General features: G+C 68.2%; 27 protein-coding genes. 7 read left to right on the top strand and 20 right to left on the bottom strand.

The genetic code is table 11. The features are described from left to right. Window positions 1-37: 37 nt before the first annotated feature. From lysA to argH, 4 genes are all read right to left on the bottom strand, one after another. Window positions 38-1,303: a diaminopimelate decarboxylase gene (lysA, locus tag BLQ77_RS05840; protein WP_089956565.1), complete on the bottom strand. Its 1,266-nt coding sequence runs from the start codon at window positions 1,301-1,303 to the stop codon at window positions 38-40. A 181-nt stretch (window positions 1,304-1,484) separates the two neighbouring features. After that, complete coding sequence (locus tag BLQ77_RS05835) at window positions 1,485-1,802, bottom strand: DUF2834 domain-containing protein (RefSeq protein WP_089956561.1); 318 nt, start codon at window positions 1,800-1,802, stop codon at window positions 1,485-1,487. Further along, a complete protein-coding gene (locus BLQ77_RS05830) occupies window positions 1,799-1,945 on the bottom strand; it encodes an argininosuccinate lyase (RefSeq protein ID WP_089956558.1) in 147 nt (48 codons plus the stop codon). Before BLQ77_RS05830 ends, BLQ77_RS05835 begins: the two co-directional genes overlap by 4 nt. After that, the gene (gene argH / locus BLQ77_RS05825; protein ID WP_008886680.1) at window positions 1,942-3,333 is read right to left on the bottom strand and encodes an argininosuccinate lyase; all 1,392 of its coding nucleotides are present in this window, start codon (window positions 3,331-3,333) and stop codon (window positions 1,942-1,944) included. The genes BLQ77_RS05830 and argH overlap by 4 nt, the downstream gene beginning before the upstream one ends. Before the next feature lie 22 nt (window positions 3,334-3,355). Here argH and BLQ77_RS05820 point away from each other — a divergent pair, with 22 nt between their 5' ends. After that, on the top strand, window positions 3,356-3,916 hold the full coding sequence (locus BLQ77_RS05820; RefSeq protein ID WP_040384794.1) for a TlpA family protein disulfide reductase: 561 nt from the start codon (window positions 3,356-3,358) through the stop codon (window positions 3,914-3,916). 110 nt (window positions 3,917-4,026) lie between these two features. Here BLQ77_RS05820 and BLQ77_RS05815 read toward each other — a convergent pair whose 3' ends face one another. From BLQ77_RS05815 to BLQ77_RS05765, 11 genes are all read right to left on the bottom strand, one after another. Continuing rightward, complete coding sequence (locus BLQ77_RS05815) at window positions 4,027-4,569, bottom strand: hypothetical protein (protein ID WP_089956554.1); 543 nt, start codon at window positions 4,567-4,569, stop codon at window positions 4,027-4,029. A 205-nt stretch (window positions 4,570-4,774) separates the two neighbouring features. Then, window positions 4,775-5,827: a cytochrome-c peroxidase gene (locus tag BLQ77_RS05810; RefSeq protein WP_089956550.1), complete on the bottom strand. Its 1,053-nt coding sequence runs from the start codon at window positions 5,825-5,827 to the stop codon at window positions 4,775-4,777. A gap of 150 nt (window positions 5,828-5,977) precedes the next feature. Continuing rightward, window positions 5,978-6,412, bottom strand: a complete 435-nt coding sequence (locus BLQ77_RS05805) for a VOC family protein (RefSeq protein WP_089956547.1) — start codon at window positions 6,410-6,412, stop codon at window positions 5,978-5,980. A 54-nt stretch (window positions 6,413-6,466) separates the two neighbouring features. Next, the gene (locus tag BLQ77_RS05800; protein WP_089956544.1) at window positions 6,467-7,405 is read right to left on the bottom strand and encodes an extensin family protein; all 939 of its coding nucleotides are present in this window, start codon (window positions 7,403-7,405) and stop codon (window positions 6,467-6,469) included. Between the two features lie 91 nt (window positions 7,406-7,496). Beyond that, entirely contained in the window at window positions 7,497-8,426 is a 930-nt protein-coding gene (locus tag BLQ77_RS05795) for a prephenate/arogenate dehydrogenase family protein (protein WP_089956540.1), read from the bottom strand. Further along, window positions 8,423-9,508: a histidinol-phosphate transaminase gene (gene hisC, locus BLQ77_RS05790; protein WP_008886589.1), complete on the bottom strand. Its 1,086-nt coding sequence runs from the start codon at window positions 9,506-9,508 to the stop codon at window positions 8,423-8,425. Before hisC ends, BLQ77_RS05795 begins: the two co-directional genes overlap by 4 nt. A 225-nt stretch (window positions 9,509-9,733) precedes the next feature. Beyond that, window positions 9,734-11,155, bottom strand: a complete 1,422-nt coding sequence (locus BLQ77_RS05785) for a homospermidine synthase (protein ID WP_089956537.1) — start codon at window positions 11,153-11,155, stop codon at window positions 9,734-9,736. Between the two features lie 86 nt (window positions 11,156-11,241). Further along, window positions 11,242-12,531 carry a nicotinate phosphoribosyltransferase gene (gene pncB, locus BLQ77_RS05780; protein WP_089956532.1) on the bottom strand — a complete coding sequence of 430 codons (1,290 nt, stop codon included), beginning with the start codon at window positions 12,529-12,531 and terminating at the stop codon, window positions 11,242-11,244. After that, complete coding sequence (locus BLQ77_RS05775; RefSeq protein WP_089956529.1) at window positions 12,468-14,819, bottom strand: hybrid sensor histidine kinase/response regulator; 2,352 nt, start codon at window positions 14,817-14,819, stop codon at window positions 12,468-12,470. Before BLQ77_RS05775 ends, pncB begins: the two co-directional genes overlap by 64 nt. 70 nt (window positions 14,820-14,889) lie before the next feature. After that, window positions 14,890-15,483 carry a bifunctional nicotinamidase/pyrazinamidase gene (gene pncA, locus BLQ77_RS05770; RefSeq protein WP_089956526.1) on the bottom strand — a complete coding sequence of 198 codons (594 nt, stop codon included), beginning with the start codon at window positions 15,481-15,483 and terminating at the stop codon, window positions 14,890-14,892. Window positions 15,484-15,543: 60 nt separating this feature from the next. Continuing rightward, window positions 15,544-16,989, bottom strand: a complete 1,446-nt coding sequence (locus BLQ77_RS05765) for an alanine/glycine:cation symporter family protein (protein ID WP_089956523.1) — start codon at window positions 16,987-16,989, stop codon at window positions 15,544-15,546. Window positions 16,990-17,214: 225 nt separating this feature from the next. Here BLQ77_RS05765 and trhO point away from each other — a divergent pair, with 225 nt between their 5' ends. Next, complete coding sequence (gene trhO, locus BLQ77_RS05760) at window positions 17,215-18,141, top strand: oxygen-dependent tRNA uridine(34) hydroxylase TrhO (protein ID WP_089956521.1); 927 nt, start codon at window positions 17,215-17,217, stop codon at window positions 18,139-18,141. Between the two features lie 198 nt (window positions 18,142-18,339). On the opposite strand, the gene fliP is transcribed toward trhO, so the two are convergent. Genes fliP through fliF form a run of 4 tightly spaced genes read right to left on the bottom strand, consistent with a single transcriptional unit; the run spans window position 18,340 to window position 21,579 of the window. Then, window positions 18,340-19,068, bottom strand: coding sequence for a flagellar type III secretion system pore protein FliP (fliP, locus tag BLQ77_RS05755; protein ID WP_089956519.1), 729 nt, complete (start codon window positions 19,066-19,068; stop codon window positions 18,340-18,342). Window positions 19,069-19,071: 3 nt separating this feature from the next. Beyond that, window positions 19,072-19,359 (bottom strand): FliM/FliN family flagellar motor switch protein, encoded by a 288-nt coding sequence (locus tag BLQ77_RS05750; RefSeq protein ID WP_008887219.1) that lies wholly within the window; start codon window positions 19,357-19,359, stop codon window positions 19,072-19,074. Then, window positions 19,352-19,957 carry a FliH/SctL family protein gene (locus tag BLQ77_RS05745; RefSeq protein ID WP_089956517.1) on the bottom strand — a complete coding sequence of 202 codons (606 nt, stop codon included), beginning with the start codon at window positions 19,955-19,957 and terminating at the stop codon, window positions 19,352-19,354. Before BLQ77_RS05745 ends, BLQ77_RS05750 begins: the two co-directional genes overlap by 8 nt. Then, window positions 19,954-21,579, bottom strand: a complete 1,626-nt coding sequence (gene fliF / locus BLQ77_RS05740) for a flagellar basal-body MS-ring/collar protein FliF (RefSeq protein WP_089956515.1) — start codon at window positions 21,577-21,579, stop codon at window positions 19,954-19,956. The genes BLQ77_RS05745 and fliF overlap by 4 nt, the downstream gene beginning before the upstream one ends. Window positions 21,580-21,696: 117 nt before the next feature. Here fliF and BLQ77_RS05735 point away from each other — a divergent pair, with 117 nt between their 5' ends. From BLQ77_RS05735 to BLQ77_RS05725, 3 genes are read left to right on the top strand one after another with little or no spacing between them, the layout of a single operon-like run. Then, on the top strand, window positions 21,697-22,254 hold the full coding sequence (locus BLQ77_RS05735; protein WP_089956514.1) for a flagellar basal body-associated FliL family protein: 558 nt from the start codon (window positions 21,697-21,699) through the stop codon (window positions 22,252-22,254). A gap of 10 nt (window positions 22,255-22,264) precedes the next feature. Then, window positions 22,265-22,630, top strand: coding sequence for a hypothetical protein (locus tag BLQ77_RS05730; protein ID WP_089956511.1), 366 nt, complete (start codon window positions 22,265-22,267; stop codon window positions 22,628-22,630). Continuing rightward, window positions 22,627-23,262, top strand: coding sequence for a MotE family protein (locus tag BLQ77_RS05725; RefSeq protein ID WP_089956509.1), 636 nt, complete (start codon window positions 22,627-22,629; stop codon window positions 23,260-23,262). Before BLQ77_RS05730 ends, BLQ77_RS05725 begins: the two co-directional genes overlap by 4 nt. Window positions 23,263-23,277: 15 nt before the next feature. Here the strand turns inward: BLQ77_RS05725 and trxC are convergent, their stop codons facing one another. Next, window positions 23,278-23,709: a thioredoxin TrxC gene (gene trxC / locus BLQ77_RS05720; RefSeq protein ID WP_040384669.1), complete on the bottom strand. Its 432-nt coding sequence runs from the start codon at window positions 23,707-23,709 to the stop codon at window positions 23,278-23,280. A gap of 144 nt (window positions 23,710-23,853) precedes the next feature. Between trxC and BLQ77_RS05715 the strand changes: the two genes are divergently transcribed. Both BLQ77_RS05715 and BLQ77_RS05710 read left to right on the top strand, forming a co-directional pair. Continuing rightward, entirely contained in the window at window positions 23,854-24,414 is a 561-nt protein-coding gene (locus BLQ77_RS05715; protein WP_040384666.1) for a L,D-transpeptidase, read from the top strand. Window positions 24,415-24,598: 184 nt separating this feature from the next. After that, window positions 24,599-24,802, top strand: a complete 204-nt coding sequence (locus tag BLQ77_RS05710; protein ID WP_008886579.1) for a hypothetical protein — start codon at window positions 24,599-24,601, stop codon at window positions 24,800-24,802. Window positions 24,803-24,987: the final 185 nt, after the last annotated feature.

Genomic DNA, 24,987 nt, shown 5'->3' with positions numbered 1-24,987 from the left:
GAAGGTCTCCTGCGGTCGGGGCCGCAGGAGGGATGCCCTACAGCCACTCGGGAAGGCTATCGCGGTTTATGATATCCTCAAAGCTCGGTCTCTGGCGAATGACAGCGAATTGATCATCTTTCACCAGCACTTCGGGGATGAGTGCCCGCGTATTGTACTCGCTCGCCATCACCGCCCCATAGGCGCCAGCCGAGCGGAACGCCACGAGCCCGCCTGCGCGCAGCGCGGGCATCAGCCGCGCCTTGGCGAAGGTGTCGCCGGTCTCGCACACCGGGCCCACGATGTCGTAGGGCTCCTGTTCGCAGCCAGGCTCGGGTTCGACCACGGGGATGATGTCGTGATGGGCGTCATACATCGCAGGTCTTATCAGATCGTTCATGGCGGCATCGAGAATGAGGAAATTCCGGCCCTCGCCCTCTTTCACGTAGATCACCTCGGAGACGAGGATGCCGGCGTTGCCCGCGATCAGGCGGCCCGGCTCGATCTCGATCTCGCAGCCGAGATGGCCGAGCTCGCGCTCGATCAGGCGGCCGTATTCCACCGGCAGGGGCGGCGCCTCGTTGCTGCGGGTGTAGGGAATGCCGAGCCCGCCGCCGAGGTCGAGCCGGCTGATCTCGTGCCCGTCGGCGCGCAGGGCCTCGGTCAGCTCGGCCACCTTGCGGTAGGCCAGCGCGAAGGGGTCGAGCTCGGTCAGCTGCGAGCCGATGTGCACGTCGATGCCCACCACCTTGAGCCCCGGAAGGGCCGCGGCCTCGGCATAGACCTGCCGCGCCTTGGCGATGGGGATGCCGAACTTGTTCTCGCTCTTGCCGGTGGCGATCTTGGCGTGGGTCCTGGCGTCCACGTCCGGGTTCACCCGCACGGTGACCGGCGCCACGACGCCGAGGGCGGACGCGACCTCGGAGATCGCCCGCATCTCGGGCTCGCTCTCGATGTTGAACTGGCGGATGCCACCTTCGAGCGCGGTTCGGATCTCGTCACGGGTCTTGCCGACGCCGGAGAAGACGATGCGCTCGCCGGGCACGCCCGCGGCAAGGGCGCGCGCGTATTCGCCGCCCGAGACCACGTCCATGCCGGCGCCCGCGGCGGCCAGCGTCTTGAGGATCGCCTGGTTCGAGGCGGCCTTCATGGCGTAGCAGACGAGGTGCGGGCCCCAGTCCAGCGCCTCGTCGAAGAGCCGGAAATGGCGCAGCAGGGTAGCGGTGGAATAGATGTAGACCGGCGTGCCCACGGCGGCGGCGATCTCGGACACCGGCACGTCCTCGGCATAGAGCTGCCCGTTGCGATAGAGAAAATGATCCATGCCTGGCTCCGAAGTGTGACGGGCTGCCCTTAGCGTAAGGCCGCGCGCCGCGCCACCCCCTGCCTTCGGCCAGGTGGCGAGGTGGCCGGGGGCGCTGCCCCCGTCTCCTTGCGGAGACTCCCCCGGGATATTTTCGGCCATTGGATGCGCAGGGCGTGGCGCAGGTTGTTTCGGGTTCCGGTCAGACCGGTCGGGAGCGCAGCCAGAGATAGAGCGGCAACCCGCAGCTCACGCCGATGAAGCAGGTGGCGGGGATCGCCCAGAGCGCGTCCCAGTTGCGGCGCACCGCGACCTCGGCCAGCACCCAGAGCACCAGCACCAGCGCCGAGATCAGCAGGTCCCAGGTCAAGCCCGCAACCGCCGGGTTGGCGAACCAGGCGACGACGAGCCCCGGCAGCGACCAGCCCTCGCGCTGGAACCAGCCGAGGAAATGGACCATCGGGTGCACCGCGCCCCAGATCGCAAGCGCGAGCCAGAGGTGCCGGAGCCGGAGGCTCACCGGCTGCTGACCCCGATCTCCGCCGCGCCCGAGATGCGGATGCCCGGCTCGGGCGTCCCGCGCTTCTCGGGAGCGATCGGCTCGCCATCGGCACCACAGGCGGCCAGCAGCGCCACCACTCCGAGCGTCAGGATCGTTCTCATGCCAGGATCTCCTTCCAGCGGGCCACCTGTTCGCGCACCCGGACCGGGGCGGTGCCACCGTAGCTCAGGCGGCTCGCGACCGAGTTATGCACACCGAGCACGTCATGGATACCCTCGGTGATCGCGCCGCTGACGGTCTGCATCTCGGCGAGCGTCAGGTCGGGCAGGTCGCAGCCCTTCTTCTCGGCCATGGCGACCAGCGCGCCGGTGACGTGGTGCGCCTCGCGGAAGGGCAGCCCGGTCTCGCGCACCAGCCAGTCGGCGAGATCGGTCGCGGTCGAGAAGCCCGCGGCGGCGGCGGCTTCGAGGTTGGCGACGTTGGCGGTCATGTCCTTGACCATGCCTTCCATCGCGGCCAGCGCCAGCATCAGGTTGTCGGCGGCGTCGAAGACCTGCTCCTTGTCCTCCTGCATGTCCTTGGAATAGGCCAGCGGCAGGCCCTTCATCACCGTCATCAGCGCCACGTTGGCGCCGAAGATCCGGCCGATCTTGGCGCGGATGAGCTCGGCGGCATCGGGGTTCTTCTTCTGCGGCATGATCGAGGACCCGGTGGAGAACCGGTCCGACAGCGCCACGAAGCGGAACTGGGCCGAGGACCAGATCACCAGCTCTTCGGCGAAGCGCGAGAGGTGCATGGCGCAGATGCTGGCGGTGCTCAGGAACTCGAGCGCGAAGTCGCGGTCCGAGACGGCGTCGAGCGAGTTCGCCGCCGGGCGCGCGAAGCCCAGGGCCTCGGCGGTCATGTGGCGGTCGATGGCGAAGCCGGTGCCGGCCAGCGCCGCGGCGCCGAGCGGGCTTTCGTTCATCCGGGCGCGGGCGTCCCGGGCGCGGCTCAGGTCGCGGGCGAACATCTCGACATAGGCCATCATGTGGTGGCCCCAGGTCACCGGCTGCGCGGTCTGCAGGTGAGTGAAGCCCGGCATCACCCACTCGGCGCCGGCCTCGGCCTGGTCGACCAGTGCGCGGATCAGCGCCAGCAGCCCGCTCTCGAAGGCGTCGAACTGGTCACGCACCCAGAGCTTGAAGTCGGTCGCGACCTGGTCGTTGCGCGAGCGGGCGGTGTGCAGTCGGCCAGCCGGTTCGCCGACGACCTCCTTCAGCCGCGCCTCCACGTTCATGTGGATGTCCTCGAGCGCGGTCGAAAAGGCGAAGTTCCCGCTTTCGATCTCTGACAGTACCGTGAGCAGACCTTCCCGAATGGTCTCGGCATCGCTATCACTGATGATGCCCGTGGCCGCCAGCATCGCGGCATGGGCCCTCGAGCCGGCGATATCCTGCGCCGCGAGCCGCTTGTCGAAGCCGATGGACGCGTTGATCGCCTCCATGATGGCATCGGGGCCTGCGGCGAAGCGGCCGCCCCACATCTGGTTCGAGGACTTGTCGGACATGGTGTTCACTCCGGGAGGGATCATGAGAAAACTGGCGCTCGCGCTCCTCTATACCGCCACCGCGGCGCTTGCAAATCCGGCCCTCGCCGACGTCGCTGCCGCCGACGGGCTGCGCGACGGCGACATGAAGAAGCTGAGCTTCCATTCCGCGCCGAAACCGGCCGGGCAGGCGGCGTTCGCCACCTTCGAGGGGGAACCTCTGAGCCTGTCCGACTGGAACGGCAAATGGGTGCTGGTGAACTTCTGGGCCACGTGGTGCGCCCCCTGCCGCAAGGAGATGCCGGCGCTCTCGGCGTTGCAGGACGAGCTTGGCGGCGACCGCTTCGAGGTCGTGACCATCGCCACCGGCCGCAACCCGCCGCCCGCGATGACCGAGTTCTTCGCCGAGATCGGCGTCGACAACCTGCCACTGCACCGCGACCCGGGCTCCAAGCTCTCGCGCGAGATGGCGGTGCTGGGGCTGCCGGTCACGGTGATCCTGAACCCCGAGGGTCAGGAGGTGGCGCGGCTGATGGGCGATGCCGAGTGGGATTCCGAGAACGCCCGCGCCGTGCTTTCGGCGCTGATCGGCGGCGAGGGCTGAGGCCCGCCCGGGCCACGGGACACGCTGCAGACGAAAACGCGGGACAGGTTCCCCTGCCCCGCGTCATTCTTTGCCAGCGTCTGTCCTCGTGCGGTCCCCGGATCGCGCCCTCAGCGCAGCGCAAGCATGAGCCACAGCGAGCAGGTCTTTGCCCCGCCCGCGTGGTCCTTGCGCCAGCCGTTCCTGGCTGCACCGAAGCGGTCCGGTTCCGGCCCTCCGGTGGCCACGAGCCCGTCGAGCCCCCATTCCTTCCACGCCGGCCCCGGCGCGGTCTCGCGCGTCACCGGCTTGCGGGTTTCGCGAAAGCCATCGGAACGGACGATGACATGGCTGCTCGCCCCGAGGGGTCGGGCGCAGCGGTGCGACTCGCAGCGCGTGATTCTGCCATCGGCGGACACGCTGCGCACCCCCTCGCCCCGGTCATTGGTGTCGTAGCTGCCGGCGTAGACCGGAGCATCGCCCTTGCCCTCGTAGGTGTCGAACCGGAAGAATCCCGCCGTTCTGCCGCGGGCCGCGTGGCTGAGACCCTCTCCGCGCTCGTCCTCCATCAGCATCAGCGAACCGGGCGCCATGCGCGCGGTCTGCCATCCGATGTCGGCGGATAGAGGCGTAGCGTTCAGCACGGCCAGGATGGCCGCAACACGGGCGCGCATGACGATCGTCTCCGGTTCAGCGGCCCCCACCGCAAGGGGAACTTTGTCGAGAATCTGGCGTGGGACAAGCGCCCCGCCCAATTCCCGCCACAAAGCACTTCATAGCACCGCGGTCGGTGAACAATGCCACCGGCCGCGGGAAGACCGTTTCCGGAAGGGCCGGCAAACCCCCGGCCGCGCCACCGCGACGGGGCGAATCGCCCGGTTACTCGACGATCACCTCGCCCGAGGGTCGTGGGGTGCCCGCGGTCTCGGCGGGCAGCACCGGGTAGACCACCTCGGGCATCTCGCCGGTCAGCGCTCCGAGGAAGGCCACGACGTTGTCGACCTCCTCGTCCGACAGCTCGGCGCCGAGCTGCGAGGTTGCCATGATCTCGACCGCGGTCTTCAGGTCCCAGACCACGCCGGAGTGGAAATAGGGCGCGGTCACCGCGATGTTGCGCAGGGGGGCGGCGCGGAAGACGTATTCGTCGTCCACCGTCTCGGTCACGGCGAAGCGGCCCTTGTCGCCCTCGGGCAGCACCTCGGCGCCGGGCTTCTCGATCAGGCCGAAGGGGTAGTAGTCATGCCCACCGACGTTGATGCCGTTGTGGCAGGCCACGCAGCCCGCATCCATGAAAGTCTGCAGCCCGGCGAGTTCCGTCCCGGTCATCGCGTCGTCGTTGCCGTTCAGCCAGGCGTCGAAGGGCGCGGGGGTCAGCAGGGTCGCCTCGTAGGCCTCGATGGCCTTGGCGAAGTTGTCGAAACTGACCGGCTCGGCCTCGTCCGGGAAGGAGTCTGTGAACCACGCGACGTATTGCGGCATCGAGGTCAGCGTCGCCACGACGTTGTCCGGCGTGTTGGCCATCTCGACGCCCGCCTGCACCGGTCCCTTGGCCTGCGCCGCGAGGTCCGGCGCCCGACCGTCCCAGAACTGCGCCGCGTTGAACACCGCGTTCAGCACCGTGGGCGCGTTGCGCGGGCCCTTCTGCCAGCCGTGGCCGATCGAGGTCTCGAGGTTGTCGTCTCCGCCGGTCGCGAGGTTGTGGCACGAGTTGCACGAGAACACGCCCGAGGCCGACATGCGTGGGTCGAAGAACAGCGCCTTGCCGAGGTCGATCTTCTGCGGGGTAATCGGGTTCTCCCTGACCGCGGGAATGGTCGAGGGCAGGGCCGAGAAATACTCGAGCGCGTCGGCGCGCAGGTCCTGCGCCGCGACAGACTGGGCGCCGAGGATCACGGCCAGCGCCGTGGCCGGTAGCGTTGCTTTGGGGAACATGACGGTCTCCGTTCGTTCCGGAAGGTGGTGTCCGCGAGCTTCCGTTTAGAACCATTATAAACTATCGGAGGCGCCACCTTGATCCAGCGCAAGTCCGGCCGTCGAATCCGAGAATTTATCTCTTTTTAAACAAAGGCATAATGGTCATCTTTAGGAGCTGTCCGCGGCCCCGTCCGGGGTGGCCGAGACCTCGTGCACCTCGATGATGTTGCCGTCGGGATCGTAGAAGAAGATCTGCCGCCAGCCCTTCACCGCCGCGTGGCCCCAGTCGGAATAGGGCACGCCCTGCGCCTCGAGATGGGCACGGAAGGCGTCGAGATCGTCGGTCCGGTAGGCGATGTGGCCGCGCACCAGCGGGTTGACGATCTGGCCGGTCTTGAACCCCGCCATCACGTCCTTTTCCGCAAGGTGCACCTGCACCGCGCCGTCCCAGACGAAGCCCACCTCGCCGCTGTAGCCCTTGCCCTTCTCGAGCGCGGGGATGTCGCGGTCGGTGTCGTTCAGGCACAGCACGCGGCGGTAGAAGTCGGTCATCTCTCCGACCTTCTCGGTCGACAGGTTGATGTGATGCAGGGTGAGTTTCATGCAGTGTCCTCCCGCCGCCAGCCTGCGGCGGAGCGCGCCGCGAGGCAAGCGCGCTCAGCGGCAGTAGGAGCCGCCGCTGCGGTGCCGGGCGGTGTCGAAATGCAGGTGATCGCGATGATACCCGTCCGAGCCCGGCCCCAGCACCGTGCCGAAGGTGCGGCAGGCGCTGCCGTGCATCCGCTTGAGCGAGGCGCCCTTGGCGCCGCGGCCCCAGTCGCGCAAAACGCTGATCTCGGAGCCGTCCTTGAGCCGCACCCCGGCAATGTCGATGGCGCGCCCCTTGCCATGCTCGCTGACCTTGGCGCCGGGCTGGTTGTTGCGGGTCCGGCAGGCGTAATGCGCCGCGACGCGCAGCCCGGCGACGCCGCCGCCCTGGCTTCCGACCGCCGGTTTCAGTCCGCTCTCCACCCAGCGCTTGAGGGTCTTGGCGGTGGTGCAGTCCATCACCGCCTGCTGGCTCAGGGTGACGCCCGCGACCGAACGGATCTTCACCGCGTCCTGCACCCCGCAGGCCGGGATCCGGCCCGGCACGTGCCCGACGTGCTGGCCCTGCAATGCCAGATCGCCGCAGACCGCGCCGCGCGCACGCTCCTGCCGCCGGGCCATGGCCTTTTCCACCATCGCCGGCGGGCGCAGCAGCGGCCGCAGCGACAGCGCGATGGCCTGCGGCGAGCGCGCGGCAAAGGCGGTGGCGCGGGCGATGCCCAGCGCGGCATCCTCGGGCACGAAGCCGGGCACGCCTGCGGCGCGCAGCTCGTCGGCGACGTCGCGGTGGAAGATCGCCTCGATGCTCGAGGGACGGGCGGCGGGGCGGATCTGCGCTTCGGCGTCCGCGACCATGGGCTTGAGAGGGGTCCTGGTTTCGGCAACAGGCGCGGGCGCCACCGTCTCGACCGCGGCCCGCGGCATCGGGCGCACCGAGCTTTCGGGAGCTGCCGCCATCGCCTGCACCGCAAGCCCTGCCGTCAGCGCCGACGCCCAAACTATCCGCATGCCTGCCCTTTCATCCTGCTCCGGGAAGCGCGTGGCCGCCCGGGATCCGAGTTCGCACCGACCCGGCGAGGATGAGGCCGCGCAGGGCGATTCAGCCTTGTCCCGAACCGCCTTGCTCTTTCCTGATCCGTCCGAAGTCGGGGGCATCGGTGTCCTGCCCCGCCTGGACGATACCACGGCGGATCGCCCGCGTGTGGGTAAAATAGTCGAAAAGCGTGTCCCCGTCGCCGGTGCGGATCGCCCGCTGCAGCGCGAAGAGCTCTTCGGTGAAGCGCCCGAGGATCTCGAGCGAGGCTTCCTTGTTGGTCAGGAACACGTCGCGCCACATGGTCGGGTCCGAGGCCGCGATCCGGGTGAAGTCGCGGAAACCGGCGGCCGAGAACTTGATGACCTCCTGGTCCGAGACCCGGCGCAGGTCGTCCGCCACGCCCACCATGGTGTAGGCGATGAGGTGCGGCACGTGGCTCACCACCGCGCAGACGAGGTCGTGATGCTCGACCTCCATGCGCTGGGTGTTGGCGCCCAGCGCCCGCCAATAGGCCTCGAGCCGGTCGGTCGCTTCTTCGCGCGCACCGTCGGGCACGATCAGGCACCAGCGGTTGTCGAAGAGCGAGGCGAAGCCGGATTCGGGGCCGGAATGCTCGGTCCCCGCCATCGGGTGGGCGGGGACGAAATCAACGCCCTCGGGGATGTGCGGACCCACCGCCTCGATCACCGCCTTCTTCACCGAGCCCACGTCGGTCACGGTGCAGCCCGGCTTCAGATAGGGCGCGATGGCCTCGGCCACCCGGCCCATGGCGCCCACCGGAACGGCGAGCACCACGAGATCGGCATCCTTCACCGCCTCTTCGGCGCTATCGCAGACCGTGTCGCACAGGCCGATGCGGCGGGCGGTCTCGCGGGTTTCCTCGCTGCGGGCATAGCCCGTGACATGCGCGTCCATCCCGGCGCGACGCATGGCCCAGAACATCGAGGAGGCGATGAGCCCGAGCCCGATCAGCGCGACACGGCGGTAGGTCATCGCTCGCCCGCCTTGAACAGGCCGATGCAATGCGCCACGCGGCGGCACGATGCCTCGTCGCCCACGGTGATGCGCAGCGCCGCCGGCAGCCCGTAGCCGGTCACCCGGCGCACGATGATCCCCTGCTTCTGCAGGTACGCGTCGCAGGCCCCGGCCTCGTCGGCGCTGGCGAAACGCGCCAGCACGAAGTTGGCGGTCGAGGCGTCCGACGGCACGCCATGCTCGGCCAGCGCCTCGGCCAGCCAGGCGCGCAGGCGGGTGTTGTCCTCGCGGCTCTTCTCGACGTGGGCGGTGTCGCGCAGCGCCGCCTCGGCGGCCACCAGCGCGACGTTCGACAGGTTGAACGGCTGCCGGACCCGGTTCAGCACGTCGATGATCTCCTGCGGGCCATAGCCCCAGCCGACGCGCATCCCGCCAAGCCCGTAGAGCTTGGAGAAGGTACGGGTCATGAAGACGTTGCCGCGCGCCTCGACGAGACGGGCGCCGCCGTCATAGCCCTCGACGTATTCGGCGTAGGCGCCATCGAGCACCAGGATCGCCTGCGGCGGCAGGTTCTCGGCCAGCCGCTCGATCTCGGCGAGGCCGATCATGGTGCCGGTCGGGTTGTTGGGGTTGGCGATGAACACCAGCCGCGTGCGCTCGTTGCAGGCCGCGAGGATGTTGTCGACGCTGACCACGCGCTCGGTCTCGGCCACCTCGACCGGCGTCGCTCCGACCGCGCGGGCGAGGATCTCGTACATCGCGAAGCCGTGCTCGGTGTGGATCACCTCGTCGCCGGGGCCGGCATAGGCCTGGGCGAGGAACTGCAGCACCTCGTCGGAGCCGACGCCGAGGATGATGCGCTCGGCCTCGAGCCCGTGCACCTCGGCAATCGCCTGGCGCAGCTCGGCATGGTCGGTGGAGGGGTAACGATGCATCTCGTGCACGACACGGCGGACCGCCTCTTGCGCCGCCGGAGACGGGCCGAACGGGTTCTCGTTCGAGCTGAGCTTGATGACGTTGGAAACGCCCTCGACGCGCGACTTGCCGCCGACGTAAAGGGCGATGTCCATGATGCCGGGCCGCGGTTCGATGCCAGCCATGTTACCACCTTCAAAATAACGTGCCGCGCCCTTCTAGAGCGTTTCGGGAACCACCCGCAACACCATGTGTCGCTTTCGACGCACGACCAATGGGCGAGATGTCGGAAAGCGATACAAGTTATTGCGAATTTTCCGGGGCGCGGGGGCTGCTCTTTCGACAGGCGCCCGGCGCCGCCCGTTCCGGCGCGCATGGCGCAGGGGATGCCCCGCGCCATGCCACGGCGTTCAGGTGGCGAGCACGTTGCGGAACGCCCAGGGCTCGGTCTCGTCGATGTCCTCGGGGAAATGCTCCCAGCGGTCCTGCAGCGGGGTCCAGTCGGTGTAATGCGCCTCGACCGGGCCGAGGTAGGGCGTCTGCACCTCGAGGCAGCGGGCGTGGTCCATCTCGTCGGTCTCGACGATGCCGGCCTGCGGGTTCTCGATCGCCCAGACCATGCCCGCGAGCACCGCGCTGGTGACCTGCATGCCGGTGGCGTTCTGGTAGGGCGCGAGGTCGCGGGTCTCGTCGTTGGACAGGCGAGAGCCGTACCAGAGCGCGTTCTTCTCGTGGCCGTAGAGCAGCACACCAAGCTCGTCGATGCCCTCGACGATCTCGTCCACGTCGAGGATGTGGTGCTTCTCCTGCTGGCGGCCCGAGCCGAACATCTCGTGCAGCGACAGCACCGCGTCGTCGGACGGGTGGTAGGCGTAGTGGCAGGTCGGCCGGAAATCGGGCGCGTCCTTGTCGCCGACGGTGTAGTAGTCCGAGATCGATATCGCCTCGTTGTGGGTCACGAGGAAGCCAAACTGCGGGCCAGGCGTCGGGCACCAGGTGTGCACGCGGGTGATGGCGCCGGGACGCTCGATCCAGATGCCCGCCTTGCAACCGGTGTCGTGGCTGTGGCCGTTTTCGGGGAACCACGGCTCGTGCGTGCCCCAGCCAAGCTCCGCGGGCTGGAAGCCCTCGGCGATGAAGCCTTCGACCGACCAGGTGTTGACGAAGACGCCGCGCGGCCGCGGCTGGCGGCGGGCCTGGGTGTCGCGCTCGGCGATGTGTACGCCCTGCACGCCGAGGCTCTGCATTAGCTTGCCCCAGCCGGCGCGGTCGCTGGGCGTATCGACGCTGCGGCCGGTGTCGCGCGCCAGGGTCAGCAGCGCTTCCTTGACGAACCAGCTCACCATGCCCGGGTTGGCGCCGCAGCAGCTGACCGCGGTGGTGCCGCCGGGGTTCGCCGCCTTCTCGTCGCGCACCTTCTGGCGCAGCGCGTAGTTGGTGCGCTCGGCGTTGTTCTCGGTGTCGAAGTAGAAACCGGCCCAGGGCTCGACCACGGTATCGATGTAGAGCACCCCGATCTCGCGGCAGAATTTCATGATGTCGAGCGACGAGGTATCGACCGAGAGGTTGACGCAGAAGCCCTTGCCCTCGGAGAACAGCCCGCCCAGCACCTCGCGGTAATTCTCGGGCGTGAGCCGGGTGGTCACGTGGTTGATCTTGTGCTGCCGCAGGAAGTTGGTCTGCCTCGGGTCGGGCTCGATCACGGTGAACTTGTCGGCGTCATAGTCGAAGTGCCGTTCGATCAGCGGCCAGGTCCCCTTGCCGATCGACCCGAAGCCGATCATGACGATGGGCCCGTCGATGCGTCCGTAGACCGGGTATTCCTCTGCCATGCGTGCCGTCCTTCTGATGTGCGGGAGCTGCCTGTGGGTCAGCGCCAACCGGGTTGCAACAGGCGAGACTTAGTGCCCCGCGCGCTTCAGACGACGACGTCGCGCCGCTCCTGCTCGCCGACGCGGAACACCCTCTTGTAGCGCTCGATCTCGGCGGCGGGCCCCATCGCCTTGTTGGGGTTGTCCGAGAGCTTCACCGTCGGGTGGCCATCGGCGCTCACCGCCTTGCAGACAAGGCTGAACGGCGCCAGCCGGTCGTCGGGGGTGAGCCCGCGGAAATCGTTGGTGAGCAGCGTGCCCCAGCCGAACGAGACCCGCACCCGGCCCTGGAACTTGCGGTAGAGCTCGAGGATCTTCTCCACATCGAGCCCGTCCGAGAAGATCACCAGCTTCCGGGTCGGATCCTCGCCGCGCGCCTTCCACCAGGCGATGGCCGCCTCGGCGCCCTGCTCGGGCGCGCCGCTGTCGATGCGGATGCCGGTCCAGCCGGCGAGCCAGTCGGGGGCGCGCTCGAGAAAGCCCTCGGTGCCGTAGGTGTCGGGCAGGATGATGCGCAGGTTGCCTTCGTGCTCCTGGTGCCAGTCGGCGAGCACGTCATAGGGCGCGCGGGCCAGCGCCGCGTCATCCTGCGCAAGCGCGGCGTAGACCATGGGCAGCTCGTGGGCATTGGTGCCGATGGCCTCGAGATCCCGGTTCTTGGCGATGAGGCAGTTTGAGGTGCCGGTGAAGTTCTCGCCCAGCCCCTCGGTCATCGCCTGCACGCACCAGTCCTGCCAGAGGAAGCTGTGTCGCCGCCGCGTGCCGAAATCCGCGATCTTCACCCCGGGCTGCTCGCGCAGGCGCTCGATCTTCTCCCAAAGCTTGGTGGCGGCGCGCGCGTAGAGCACCTGCAGCTCGAACTTCTTCATGTCATTGAGCACGGCGCGGCTGCGCAGCTCCATCAGCACCGCGAGCGCCGGGATCTCCCACAGCATGACCTCGGGCCAGGAGCCTTCGAAGGTCAGCTCGTACTGGTCGCCGACGCGTTCGAGGAAATAGGGCGGCAGGCGCAGGTTCTCGAACCACTCCATGAAGTCCGAGCGGAACATCTGGCGCTTGCCGTAGAAGGTGTTGCCGCGCAGCCATGTGCTTTCGCCCCGGGTCAGCGACAGCGACCGGATGTGGTCGAGCTGTTCGCGCAGCTCGCCCTCGTCGATGAGCTTGGCGAGCGGGACGTGCTTGGAGCGGTTGATGAGGCTGAAGGTCACCTTCACGTCGCGCCGGTTGTGAAAGACCGACTGACACATCAGCAGCTTGTAGAAGTCGGTATCGATCAGCGAGCGGACGATCGGATCGATCTTCCACTTGTGGTTCCAGACTCTGGTGGCGATTTCCACTGCGAGGCCTCATCCGAAGGGGTCGAGCCCCCTGATACGGCATCCTGCGCCGGAGGGCCAAGGGCTTTCTCCCCCGTCCAGTGCCGTTGCGCCCGTGCAAGTGCCGCCAGCAGCGCGCTTTTCCGCAGCGGCTTGCCGAGAAAGTCGTCCATCCCGGTGGCGAGGCAGGCCTCGCGGTCGCTGTCGAAGGCATTGGCGGTGAGCGCGATGATCCACGGCTGCGGCTGGTCCGAGGCGCGGATGGCGCGGGTGGCCGCGAGCCCGTCGAGCACCGGCATCGACATGTCCATCAGCACCACGTCGGGCTGGTCGATGCGCACCCGCTCGACCGCGTCGCGGCCGTTGAGCGCCTCGGTGATGGTGATCATGTGCCCTTCGAGGAAGCGCTTCACCAGCAGCCGGTTGGTGCCGTTGTCCTCGGCCAGCAGAAGGCGGAACGGCAGCAGCTGCTCGTCCAGCGGGATCCGGACATTGGGCGCCGCGGGCTCGGCGCCGGCCTTCGCCAGCCGCAGCGTCAGCTCGAAACAGGCGCCTGGGCCACGGCCCTCGACCAGCCGCAGCCCGCCGCCCATGCGCACCGCCAGCTCGCGCGAGATGGCGAGCCCGAGCCCGGTGCCGCCGAATCGCCGGGTGGTCTCGGCATCGGCCTGCTCGAACTGGTCGAAGATGCGCTCGGCCCGGTCGGGCGCCACGCCGATGCCACTGTCCTGCACGGTCACCGTCAGCGCCACGCCGGCATCGTCGCCCTCGACCCGCGTGGTCAGCGTCACCCCTCCGGTCGCGGTGAACTTCACCGCGTTGCCCAGCAGGTTGATGAGGATCTGCCGCAGCCGCCCGCTGTCGCCGAGCACGCTGTCGGGCAGCGGTCGCTCGTGGCAGATGTCGAGGAACAGCCCCTTCTCGAGCGCCTGCGGCCGCAGGATGCCGGCGGCGTCGCGGATGCAGGCAGCAAGCGAGAAGGGCTCGGCCACGATGGCGAACTTGTCCGCCTCGAGCTTCGAGTAGTCGAGAATGTCGTTGATGATCTTCAGCAGTGCCTCGGCCGAGGTCCGGATCGTCGCGACGTAGAGCTGCTGGTCCTCGGACAGCGCCCCGTCGGAGAGCAGGTCCGCCATGCCGATGATGCCGTTCATCGGCGTGCGGATCTCGTGGCTCATGGTGGCAAGGAAGGCGGCCTTGGCGCGGGCGCCGGATTCCGCCCGCTCCTTGGCGTCGGCAAGCTCGATCGCGCGCAGCCGCGCGTCGGTGATGTCGCGCTCGGTCACGATGACCTTCTCGACGGTGCCGCTGGCGTCGAGCATCGGCGCGAACACCGCCTCGACCCAGATCTGGCGACCGTCCTTGGTATAGTTGAGGATCTCTATGCGCAGCGGCTCGCCGGCGAGAGCGCTGCGCGAGATCTCGGTCAGCGCCTCGAGATCGCTGTCGGGCCCGGCGAGCACCTCGACCGGGGTGCGGCCCATGACCTCATCGGCGTGGAAGCCCTTCATCCGGGTGAAGCCCTCGTTCACCCAGATGATGCGCAGGGCGTTGTCGAGCAGCATGAAGGAATCGTTGGCGTGCCGCGCCACGAGCGCCAGCTGCCGCGCCTCGGCCTGCGACTCGCGCAGGTCGCTGTTGGCGCGCTCCAGCGCCTCCTGCCCGACCAGCAGGCGGCGGCTGTCCTCGGTGCGGCGACGCTCGGCGCGGTCGACGAAGCGCAGGAAGACGAAGGCGATGAAGCCGAGCATCGCCAGACCGAAGGCGTTGTAGATCAGCCCCTCGACGCTTTCGCCGAACATCTCCTCGAGCGCGTAGCCCGCGACGCCGGTGACCGCAAAGATCGCGATGCGGATATTGGCGGCCTGCGGGTGGTAGCGCCGCACCACGCCCGCGTTCAGCACCGCCGCCAGGAGGAAGGCAAAGCTGAAGAGCGATGCCTCGCCCTCCAACGCGGTGCCCTGCGCGACCAGCACCGTCGCCGCGACGGTCAGCCCCTGGATCCCGGCGGTGAAGCTGGTAAGCGCGAGCAGCCGGTGCACCGGAACCCCGCGCGCCAGCAGTGCCGGAACCCGTGCGAGCAGCGCGCAGTCCACAAGTTCGCCGCCAATGGCGAGCACCGTCACCAGCAGCGCCGCACTGGGCGACACCAGCAGCCACAGCGCGATTGCTCCGCTCACCGTCGCGATCTGCCGCGCCGCGAAATGCCGGACCCGGCCGCGCGCATAGCGACGCAGCAGCCCCTCGGGACTGTTGCGCACCTCGAACGCGGCGAGGGACGGATTTTCCTCTGCGTGGCTTTCGGCCATGAGCGGACCCCGAGAAGTTGGCCCGGCCCTTGTAGCGCGCTGATGGTTAAGAAATGCGCAAGCCCGGCGCCTAGGCCAGCGTGACGCCCGCCGCCGCCATCGCCGCCTGCGCCGCCGCCTGCGATCCGTCGAGGTCGATGCCGCGGCAGGCGCCCTCGCGCACGGTGACGTCAAAGCCCAGCCTGGCCGCATCCAGCGCCGAGTACTGCACGCAGAAATCCAGCGCGAGCCCGACCATGGTCAGCGTGTCAATGCCGCGGCTGCGCAGGTAGCCCTCGAGCCCGGTGGGGGTGCTGCGATCGTTCTCGAAGAAGGCGGAATAGCTGTCGATGGCGGGCCGGAAGCCCTTGCGGATCACCAGATCGGCGCGGTCGGTGTCGAGCCGGGGGTGGAAGGCGGCCCCGGCGCTGCCCTGCACGCAATGCACAGGCCAGAGCACCTGCGGCCCGTAAGGCATCTCGGTCATTTCGTAGGGCGCCTTGCCGGGATGGTTGGCGGCGAAGGAGGAATGCTCTGCCGGGTGCCAGTCCTGGGTCAGGATGACGGCGTCGAACTCCGCCATCATCGCGTTGACCGGGCCGACGATCTCGTCGCCGCCCGCCACCGCGAGCGCGCCGCCCGGGCAGAAATCCACCTGCAGGTCGATGACGATCAGCGCATGCATCGGCGCGGCTCCCTCAATACGGCGTCAGGAGCGCCCCCGCGGACAGGGGGCGCCCGGGGGTCACTCCGCGGGGCGGCGCGCGGAGGGCGCATCGGGCCAGGCGCCCGGGTCGACGTCGAGGTCGGGGAAGTCGGCCGGATCGAAGATCGGCTTGGCGACGCCCCGCCTGATCTGGTCGCGGAAATCGCGGATCAGCCGTTGCGCGATCGGGAAGAGCATCATCAGCGCCAGCAGGTTCACGATGGCCAGGATGCCCATCATCGGGTCCGAGAACGAGAACACCACCGTCGCCCCGGGCGCGGTCGCGCCGAGGAAGACGATGCCGATGATCGCGATGCGCAGCACCAGCAGCGCGACGGGCTTCTCGGTCATGAAGGTCAGCGCGTTCTCGCCGAGGTAGTAGTTGTACATGATCGAGCTGAACGAGAAGAGCAGGATGGCGAAGGTCAGGAAGTACTGCGCCCAGGTGCCGACATGGTTGACCATGCTCTGCTGGGTCAGCGCCACGCCGTCGATGCCCTCGGCCCCCGGCTGGTAGACGTCGCCCAGCAGGATGACGAAGGCGGTGCAGGAGCAGATGACGATGGTGTCGATGAAGACCGAGAAGCTCTGGGTGATGCCCTGGCTCACCGGGTGCAGGTTGTAGGCGGTGGCCGCGACGTTGGGCGCCGAGCCGAGCCCGGCCTCGTTCGAGAAGAGCCCGCGGCGCAGCCCGTTGGCAATGGCCGCCCCCATGCCACCGGCAACCGCCTCGCGGAAACCGAAGGCGTTGGCGACGATGTCCCAGATCACGCCGGGCAGGCTGGTGATGTTCAGCAGGATGATGATCAGCGCCATGCCGATGTAGCCGATGGCCATGACCGGAATGATCACGTCCGCGGCCTTGGCGATGCGGTGGATGCCGCCGAAGACGATGATCCCGGTCAGCACCGCGAGCAGCGCGCCGGTGGCGACCCGCGGGATGCCCATGCTGTCCTGCGCCGCACCCGCGACGGTGTTGCCCTGGAAGGCGTTGAAGCCGATGGCGAAGGAGGCGATCAGGCAGACCGCGTAGATGATCGCAAGCCAGCGGTAGTTCTCGCCCAGCCCGTGGATGATCGACCGTGCGGGACCACCGCGGTAGTCGCCCGCGGCGCTGGTGCGCTTGTATGCCTGCGCCAGCGTGGCCTCGATCAGCCCCGAGCACATGCCCACCAGCGCGATCGCCCACATCCAGAACACAGCGCCCGGGCCGCCGGCGGTGATCGCCACGGCGACGCCCGCGATGTTGCCGCCGCCGACGCGGCCGCCGACCGACACGAAAAGCGCCTCGCGGGCGCTGATCTTCGTCGGGTCGTCGGTCTCGCTGCCCGCCCGCAGGACGTTGAACATGCGCTTGAAGAAGCGGAACTGCACGAAGTCGCTCGCCACGGTGAAGAACACCCCGAGGACGACGAGGAAGGGCACCAGCGCCCACCCCCATGTCAGATCGTTGATCGCGTTGAAGATCGTGTCGAGAAAGCCCATGCGCCTGTCCCCCGCTTGTGTTCCCGGCCCCGTCTCTGACGCGGGATCCGCCGGATATTGGCACGACCCTAGGAGCCGGGGCCTGATCAGCAAAGCGAAAAACCCTATTCTCCAGAGATTTGCGCAGATTTCGCCACGAATATGCGCGGCATGCGGCGGAAATTTCGGGACCGCGGCGTCCTGACCGCTTGCGTGGGGCCGTGTCGCGGGCCTATCTGTCGCGCCATGTTCACCGTCTGCGCGCTCTATCATTTCACCCGGTTCGACGATCCGGACTCCCTGCGGCAACCGCTGCTCGATCTGTGCCGCGACCACGCCGTCACCGGCACGCTGCTGCTGGCGCGCGAGGGCATCAACGGCACCGTCGCCGGCCCGCGTGAGGGCATCGACGCGGTGCTCGCCCATGTCCGCGCCCTGCCCGGCTGCGCCGACATCGAGTGGAAGCTCTCGACCGCCGAGGAGCGCCCCTTCGCCCGCATGAAGGTGCGGCTGAAGCGCGAGATCGTGACCATGGGCCAGCCCGACGTCGACCCGCTTGCGCGCGTGGGGCATTACGTCGAGCCCGCGGACTGGAACGACCTGATCCGTGCGCCGGACGTGGCGGTCATCGACACCCGCAACGACTACGAAATCGCCATCGGTACCTTCGAGGGCGCCATCGACCCGCACACCGCGAGCTTCCGCGAGTTTCCCGCGTGGTGGGAGGTCAACAAGGAGCGCTTCCACAACAAGCGCATCGCGATGTTCTGCACCGGTGGGATCCGCTGCGAGAAATCGACCAACTACCTGCTCGGACAGGGCGTCGAAGAGGTCTTCCACCTCAAGGGCGGAATCCTGAAGTACCTCGAGGACGTGCCAGCCGACGACAGCTCGTGGCAGGGCGAATGCTTCGTCTTCGACGGCCGCGTGTCGGTCGGACACGGCCTGCGCGAGGGGCCGCACCAGCTGTGCCACGCCTGCCGCCGGCCGATCCTGCCGCAGGACCGCGAGCGCCCCGAATTCGAGCAGGGCGTGTCCTGCCATCTCTGCATCGACGAGACCTCGGACGAGGACAAGGCCCGCTTCCGTGAGCGCCAGAAGCAGATCGCGCTCGCCCGCGCCCGCGGCGAGCGCCACCTGCACGCGGACGTCCCCGAGGATCCGGAGTATTGAGCGGGGGGCTTCCGGTCTGGGCGTGATGGCGTCGCGCGCCTTGAGTGCCTTGGGTGCCGCCTATTGGCCTTCAGCACATGATGTCATGAGCCTTGGCGCAATGGCTCGGCGGGACCGCAACTTTCGACGTCATGACGTCATTGGGCCACGCGCCACGCGCATCGCACCCGTCTTCCGTCTTCCGTCTTCCGTCTTCCTTCAGAAATAACTTCGCACCAGTGACCCGGCGAGCAGCGACCAGCCGTCGGCGATGACGAAGAAGGCCAGCTTGAAGGGCAGCGACACGATGGCGGGCGGCACCATCATCATGCCCATCGACATCAGCACCGCCGCGACCACGAGGTCGATGATCAGGAACGGCAGGAAGATCAGGAAGCCGACCTGGAAGGCGCGGGCGATCTCGGAGAGCATGAAGCTCGGCACCAGCAATGACAGCGGTGCGCCGGGATCGAGCTCGGTGCCGCGCGCATCGGGACGCAGGTCCGCAATGTTGGCGAAGGTGTCCGGGTCGATCCGCGTGGCCATGAACCCGCGGAACGGCTCGAGTGTGCGCTCGAAGGCCTCGCGGGCCTCGATCTGCTCGTCGAGCAGCGGCGCGACCCCGTTGGTCCAGGCCTCGGTGAACACCGGCTCCATGACGAAATAGGTGAGGAAGAGCGCGAGGCTCACGATCAGCATGTTGGGCGGCGACTGCTGCAACCCGATCGCCTGCCGGAGAATCGACAGCACGGTGACGAGGAAGGGGAAGCAGGTCACCATGATCGCAATGCCGGGCGCGAGGCTCAGCAGGGTGATCAGGGCGATGAGCTGCAGGCTCGCGGCGGTGACCGAGCCACCCTCGCCGAGGTTCAGGGTGATTTCCTGTGCCGCGGCGGGGCCGGCCTGCATCAGCAGCGCAAATCCCGTAAGCGCGATGAGCCGGTGCATCGCTCAGGACGGGTTCTTCAGATCGACCACCTCGGTCAGGCGCACCGCGAGCTGGCCGTTCTCGCCGCCCTCGAGCACCTCGAGCGCGCCGATGCCGATCAGCCGGTCGCCGACGTAAAGCTCCACCGGGTCCTCGAGCCGCTTGTCCAGCGTCAGCACCGACCCCTCGCCGAGCTTCAGCAGGTCGCGCACCAGCGGCCGCGCGCGGCCCACCGAGACGGTGATCTCGATGGGAACCGAGGTGAAGGGCGTCGCTGTCTCGGGGCGCGTGGCTTCGGTCTGGTCATCCATGGGAGTTCTTTCTCCGGTTGTCGTGCACGAACCCCTGCACCGCCTGCGCGACGTCGCTCAGCAGGCCGCGCAGGTCGATCTGTTTCTCGGTCTCTCCGAAGCGGATATCGGCCTGCCCGTCGGTCAGCGTGTCATCCTCGACCAGCGTGAGCGGGAAGCCGAAGTCCTGCTCGATCAACGGAGTGACCGTCTCGGCGTTTCCGGGCGCCACGGCGATCTGAACCTCGAGCGCACCGATCTCGCGCGCCATGGCGCCCAGCTGGTCCGAGATGTGCAGGCCGAGCGTATCGCGCAGCGTGCCGGGCAGCAGCTTGCCCACCACGTCCTCGAGCAGCGGCGAAATGCCGTTCAGCACCTGGCTGTAGGCCTCGTGATAGGTGAAGGAGAGGTCCTGCAGGTTCTGGGCGAAATCGCTGGCGATGCGGGCGTGGTCGTCGTTCTGCGCCTTGATCGCGTCATCCCAGCCCGCGCGGTAGCCGGTGTCGAACCCCTCGAGCCGCGCCGCCTCGATCGCGCCGTCGTCATGCAGCGCAGCGGGCGCCGCGGGCGTGGCCACCGCGCTGCCGAAATCCTCGAGCACCTCCGCGAGCCGGGTCATTGCGCCTCTTCCTTCTCGTCAAGCCAGCTGCGCAGGATCTCGACCGTCTCGGATTTACGCTGCTCGATGAGGCCGCGCAGCCGGTCCACCGGGTCCTCAGCCACGGGCGAGTCGAAATCGACCATGCCCATGCCGCCGAACCCGCCTCCGAACCCCTCGCCGCTGCCCAGGTCCGCCAGTGGCGCGAAGCCCTCGTCGCCGTCGTCGATTTCACCGTCGAGCACGGTGCCGCCCGAGGGCAGCGCCAGCGCGCCGCCTTCCGCCCCCGGCAGCGCCGCGCGGGCGGAACCGGTCAGGATCGGGCGCACCACGAAGAGGCCGAGGATCAGCGCCACCAGCGCCAGGACCGCCATCTGGATCAGCATCATCGGATCGAGCTGCAGGGCGAACCAGTCGGGCTCGATCGGGCCGGTGCCCAGACCCTCGGGGCGCTCGAAGGGCAGCGAGCGGATGGTGATCTCGTCGCCGCGCTGCTCTTCGAAGCCGACCGCCGAGGCCACGAGATCGCGCAGCGCCGTCAGCTCGTTGTCGGGCAGCGGCACGAAAAGCTGGGTACCGTCGGCGGCGGTGTCGTAGGTGCCGTTGACCAGCACCGCGACGGTCAGCCGCTTGATGGCGCCGGGTACGCGGGTCACCTCGCGCATGGTCTCGGAGACCTCGTAGTTCACCCGCTCGCGGGTCTCATTGCTCTGGCTCGAGGAGCTGTCGCCGCCGCCCGCCTGCCCGTCCGGCAGGTTCGAGGCCACGGTCACGTTGCCGCTTCCGGTGTCCTGCGAGGTGCTCGACTGCTCCTCGGTGTCGGTCGAGATCACCACCCGGTTCTCGGGGTCGAACTGGCGCTGACGAATCGTCTCGCTCTCGGTGACCGTGTCGACGCTGACCTCGACCACCGCGTTGCCGAGCCCCACGCGCGCATCGACCAGCCGCTGCACCCGGTCGCGCAGCAGGTCGGCCTTGTCCTCGGCGGTGGGGCCGCTGCCGACCTCGTCCTCGGCGCCGATCAGCCCGCCCTTGCCATCGATCACCGCCACCTGCTCGGGCACGAGCCCGGGCACCGCCGAGGCCACGAGATATTTCAGCGCCCGCGCCTGGGCGGGCGACAGCACTTCGCCGGTGCTGGTGACCGAGATCGAGGCCGAGGGCTGCACGTCACGCTGGAAGGGATTGGCCGAGCTGTTGGCGATGTGCACCCGCGCGCTGGCGATGTAGGGGCTGGCGACGATGGTGCGCGCCAGCTCGCCCTCCTTCGCGCGCCAGTAGGCGGCGTCGAACATCTGCGAGGTGGTGCCGAACCCGGACAGCCCGTCGAGCAGCTCGTATCCCTTGTTGGAATTGGCGGGCAGCCCCTCGCTCGCGAGGGTCATGCGCAGGGCGTCGCGTTCCATTTCGGGCACGAAAATGGCACCGCCGCGCACCTCGTAGACGACGCCGCGCTGTTCAAGCGCCTCGACGACCTCACCCGCGGCGCCGTTCTCGAGCCCGGCGTAGAGCAGCGCCATGGACGGCGTCCCCGCCATCCGTGCCATCGTCAGGACCGCGAGAATCACGCCCACCGTCGCGGCGAGGACGATGATCCGCCGCCGGGCGCCGAGCCCCTCCCAGATTTGCGCGAGTTGTTGCAAGACCAACCTCCGTTCCGACCGTTCTGCTCGGTACCCGCATCATTGGACTATCAGGCTTAACAATCGGTTAGTCCCTGCAGGGCTATAACGGGGCGAGGTTGAAGAAGAGGTCGGCCCATGACGGATGCCGCTGCGGATGTCCCCGGCGAGGATGAAGAACCGAAGAAGAAATCTTCGAAACTGCCGCTGATCATCGGCGTCGTTCTGGCGCTCGTGGGCGGCGGCGGCGGGTTCTATGCCGCGTTCTCGGGGCTGCTGCCATTCGGTGGCGGGGGCGACCACACCGCGCCCGCCGATGGTCATGGTGATACCGCCGCGGCCGGCGCCCACGACCCGCATGCCGCCGACGATCATGGCGCGCCCCTGCCCGACGCCAACGTCGCCTTCATCGAGATGCCGCAGATGATCATCTCGATGGGGCCGAGCTCGGACATGCATCACCTGCGCTTCCTCGCCAGTCTCGAGGTGCCCCCGTCCCACATGGCCGAGGTCGAATCGCTGAAGCCGCGGGTGGTCGACGTTCTGAACAACTACCTGCGCGCGCTGCACCCCTCGGACATCGAGGCACCCGGCGCGCTCATCCGGATTCGCTCGCAGATGCTGCGCCGGGTCCAGCTCGTGGCCGGCGAGGATCGCGTGCGCGACCTGCTGATCATGGAATTCGTGCTGAATTGAGGGGTCCCAGATGGAACTGATCGCTGACATCCTGCTCGCGGCAGGTGCCCTGGGCGCCGGCTTCTACTGCTTCGTGCTGTCCCGGCGCCTGTCGCGCTTCACCGATCTCGAAAACGGGGTCGGCGGCGCGGTCGCGGTGCTCTCGGTGCAGGTCGACGACCTGACGCGCACGCTGGGGGCGGCGCAGACCGCGGCCAAGGACTCCTCCGCCTCGCTCGAGACGCTCACCACCCGGGCCGAGGACGTGGCGAAGCGGCTCGAGCTGATGCTCGCCTCGATGCACGACATGCCCGCCGGTGCCGAGCCCGCATCCAGGCCCGGCAACGAGCCGGAACCGGTGTTCTTCCGCCATCCCGCGCGCGGAGCCTCGCGGTGATCTCGTGGCTGCGCAAGACGCCCGCCAAGGGCAAACCCGCCCGGCGTCCGCGCCGTCGCAACAAGGGGGTGCTCGCGGTGATCGGGGGATTGCTCATCGCTTCGGCCGTGGCGCGCCTCGCGGTGCAGGCCGGCGCGGCGTTTGCGCTGGAACCCGGCGGCGATCAGGCGGGCCAGCCCGCCGCGAAGCATGACGCGCAGGATCCGCTCTCCTGCGCCGCCGAGGAGGATATCGCGCCCATCCTGGAGGCGCTGCGCCAGCGCGAGGAACGCGTCGCCACCCGGGAGGAGGCGATTCAGGCCCGGATGCAGGCGCTCTCGGTCGCCGAGGCCGAGATCGAGCGCAAGCTCGTCGCCATGGAGGAGGCCGAACAGAAGCTCCGCGCCACCCTCGCCACCGCACAGAGCGCCGCCGAGGACGACGTCGAGCGGCTCACGCAGGTCTATGCGACCATGAAGCCCAAGCAGGCCGCCATCCTCTTCGAAGAGATGGATCCTGAGTTCGCCGCAGGTTTTCTCGCCCGAATGAGGCCCGATGCCGCCGCCGCGATCATGGCCGGGCTGACACCGCAAAAGGCCTACACGATCAGCGTCATGCTGGCGGGGCGCAACGCGGGCGCGCCCCGCCAGTGACCTGGCGATGCGGGCTCAGCGACGACCGGCACCCGAGGCGAAGGCCTCGATCTGCGCCGCGGGCAGGGCGCCCGACTGCCGGCCTGCCTCGCGCCCGCCGGAAAAGGCGATCATCGTGGGGATGCCGCGGATGCCGAACGACGCGGCGGCCTGCGGGTGCATCTCGGTGTTGACCTTGACCAGCCGCGCCCGCCCCTTCATCGCACCGGCCGCCTTCGAGAACTCGGGCCCCATCATTCGGCAGGGCCCGCACCAGGGCGCCCAGAAGTCCACCACGAGCGGCATCTCGTCGGTGCGAATCGCCTTCGCCAGCGTCGACGCATCCAACTCGCGCGCCTTGCCTTCGACCAGCGCGGCGCCGCAGGTTCCGCATTTCGGACCCGCGTCGAGCCGGTCCTCGGGCACGCGGTTGGTCTGCCCGCAGTCGAAACAGATCAATTTGACCATGATTGGCCCCTTTTTCACATTCATTTTAAAATATATGTGTCCCCCACGCCATCGTGACAATCCCCGGAGGAAACTCCGCATTGATTTCGCGTTAGGGCTGGAGAGAATGAGAACCGCTGACCCGAGGGAATTCGAGCTTTGTCCATGATCACCCGTCGCAATTTCATTGCCACCGCCACTGCCGGGACCGCGATTGCCGCAGGCCTTCCGGCCCACGCATTCGAAGTCGAAGAGAAGTTTCGCCCGCAGCAGGTCCGCATCAAGGCCGACCTCCTGCCCGGCCAGATCCTGATCCTGCCCCGTGCGCATTTCCTTTATTTCGTGACCGCACCGGGCCAGGCCATCCGCTACGGCGTCGGCGTCGGCCGCGCCGGGCTGGAGTTCACCGGGGACGCGGTCATCCAGGTCAAGAAGGAATGGCCGACCTGGCGTCCGACGCAGGAAATGATCGAGCGGGACCCGTCCTCCTATGGACGCTTCCGCAACAACGACTACGTGCAGCCCGGCGGCCCCACGAATCCGCTCGGGGCCCGCGCGCTCTACCTGTTCCAGAACGGGCGCGACACGTTCTATCGCATCCACGGCACCACCGAGCCGCAATCGATCGGGCGCTCGGTGTCGAACGGCTGCATCCGGATGCTGAACGAGCATGTCATCGACCTCTACAACCGCGTGCCCGTCGGCACGCCGGTCACCGTTCTCTGAGCGGAAAACAGATCGCCTGATCAGGCCAGTCCGGGGCCGCGCCACATCGGTGCGGCCCTATCCATTTGCCCCACTGACAAGCCGGCTCGCGCCCGTTCCATGCCACATTCGCGCCCGAATCCGTGGCGATTAACGACTTGTAAGGACTTTGGACCTAAACCGGGGGGTGGAGATGGAGAGTCGCATGGCAGTTATCGCGCTTCTGATGGGCAGCTTTCTTGGCTTCTTCGGTGGTTTCACCGCCTGGGGCATATTCGGATGGTCGGCCGGGTCCGCCGTCACCCTCTACTTCGCCCTCGCGCTCGGTCTGGGGCTGCTCCCCTTCGTTGCAGCTGCCCTGCGCCGGGGCGCCAGTTCCAAGGCTCTGGCCGCAACCGCGCCGAACTGATCATTGGCAGGACGGTCGCAAGGGGCGATGGCGCCCGGTGGACGGGCTTGTAATCGCAAACGTGGTCAGGTCGATCCGGGCGGGTCTGCGTAAGACGCATCTCCGCAGGGTCACCCAGACCCAGACCCAGACCCAGACCCAGACCCAGACCCAGACCCAGACCCAGACCCAGACCCAGACCCAGA

Source organism: Salipiger thiooxidans (assembly GCF_900102075.1).
Classification (GTDB): Bacteria; Pseudomonadota; Alphaproteobacteria; order Rhodobacterales; family Rhodobacteraceae; genus Salipiger; species Salipiger thiooxidans.
This window is presented reverse-complemented; position numbering and strand designations above follow the sequence as displayed.

Coding starts and splice junctions, on each gene's coding strand:
- lysA (WP_089956565.1), bottom strand. CDS start 1,303: ATGGATCATTTTCTCTATCGCAACGGGCAGCTCTATGCCGAGGACGTG.
- BLQ77_RS05830 (WP_089956558.1), bottom strand. CDS start 1,945: ATGAGAACGATCCTGACGCTCGGAGTGGTGGCGCTGCTGGCCGCCTGT.
- argH (WP_008886680.1), bottom strand. CDS start 3,333: ATGTCCGACAAGTCCTCGAACCAGATGTGGGGCGGCCGCTTCGCCGCA.
- BLQ77_RS05820 (WP_040384794.1), top strand. CDS start 3,356: ATGAGAAAACTGGCGCTCGCGCTCCTCTATACCGCCACCGCGGCGCTT.
- BLQ77_RS05815 (WP_089956554.1), bottom strand. CDS start 4,569: ATGCGCGCCCGTGTTGCGGCCATCCTGGCCGTGCTGAACGCTACGCCT.
- BLQ77_RS05810 (WP_089956550.1), bottom strand. CDS start 5,827: ATGTTCCCCAAAGCAACGCTACCGGCCACGGCGCTGGCCGTGATCCTC.
- BLQ77_RS05805 (WP_089956547.1), bottom strand. CDS start 6,412: ATGAAACTCACCCTGCATCACATCAACCTGTCGACCGAGAAGGTCGGA.
- BLQ77_RS05800 (WP_089956544.1), bottom strand. CDS start 7,405: ATGCGGATAGTTTGGGCGTCGGCGCTGACGGCAGGGCTTGCGGTGCAG.
- BLQ77_RS05795 (WP_089956540.1), bottom strand. CDS start 8,426: ATGACCTACCGCCGTGTCGCGCTGATCGGGCTCGGGCTCATCGCCTCC.
- hisC (WP_008886589.1), bottom strand. CDS start 9,508: ATGGCTGGCATCGAACCGCGGCCCGGCATCATGGACATCGCCCTTTAC.
- BLQ77_RS05785 (WP_089956537.1), bottom strand. CDS start 11,155: ATGGCAGAGGAATACCCGGTCTACGGACGCATCGACGGGCCCATCGTC.
- BLQ77_RS05775 (WP_089956529.1), bottom strand. CDS start 14,819: ATGGCCGAAAGCCACGCAGAGGAAAATCCGTCCCTCGCCGCGTTCGAG.
- pncA (WP_089956526.1), bottom strand. CDS start 15,483: ATGCATGCGCTGATCGTCATCGACCTGCAGGTGGATTTCTGCCCGGGC.
- BLQ77_RS05765 (WP_089956523.1), bottom strand. CDS start 16,989: ATGGGCTTTCTCGACACGATCTTCAACGCGATCAACGATCTGACATGG.
- trhO (WP_089956521.1), top strand. CDS start 17,215: ATGTTCACCGTCTGCGCGCTCTATCATTTCACCCGGTTCGACGATCCG.
- fliP (WP_089956519.1), bottom strand. CDS start 19,068: ATGCACCGGCTCATCGCGCTTACGGGATTTGCGCTGCTGATGCAGGCC.
- BLQ77_RS05750 (WP_008887219.1), bottom strand. CDS start 19,359: ATGGATGACCAGACCGAAGCCACGCGCCCCGAGACAGCGACGCCCTTC.
- BLQ77_RS05745 (WP_089956517.1), bottom strand. CDS start 19,957: ATGACCCGGCTCGCGGAGGTGCTCGAGGATTTCGGCAGCGCGGTGGCC.
- BLQ77_RS05735 (WP_089956514.1), top strand. CDS start 21,697: ATGACGGATGCCGCTGCGGATGTCCCCGGCGAGGATGAAGAACCGAAG.
- BLQ77_RS05730 (WP_089956511.1), top strand. CDS start 22,265: ATGGAACTGATCGCTGACATCCTGCTCGCGGCAGGTGCCCTGGGCGCC.
- trxC (WP_040384669.1), bottom strand. CDS start 23,709: ATGGTCAAATTGATCTGTTTCGACTGCGGGCAGACCAACCGCGTGCCC.
- BLQ77_RS05715 (WP_040384666.1), top strand. CDS start 23,854: ATGATCACCCGTCGCAATTTCATTGCCACCGCCACTGCCGGGACCGCG.
- BLQ77_RS05710 (WP_008886579.1), top strand. CDS start 24,599: ATGGCAGTTATCGCGCTTCTGATGGGCAGCTTTCTTGGCTTCTTCGGT.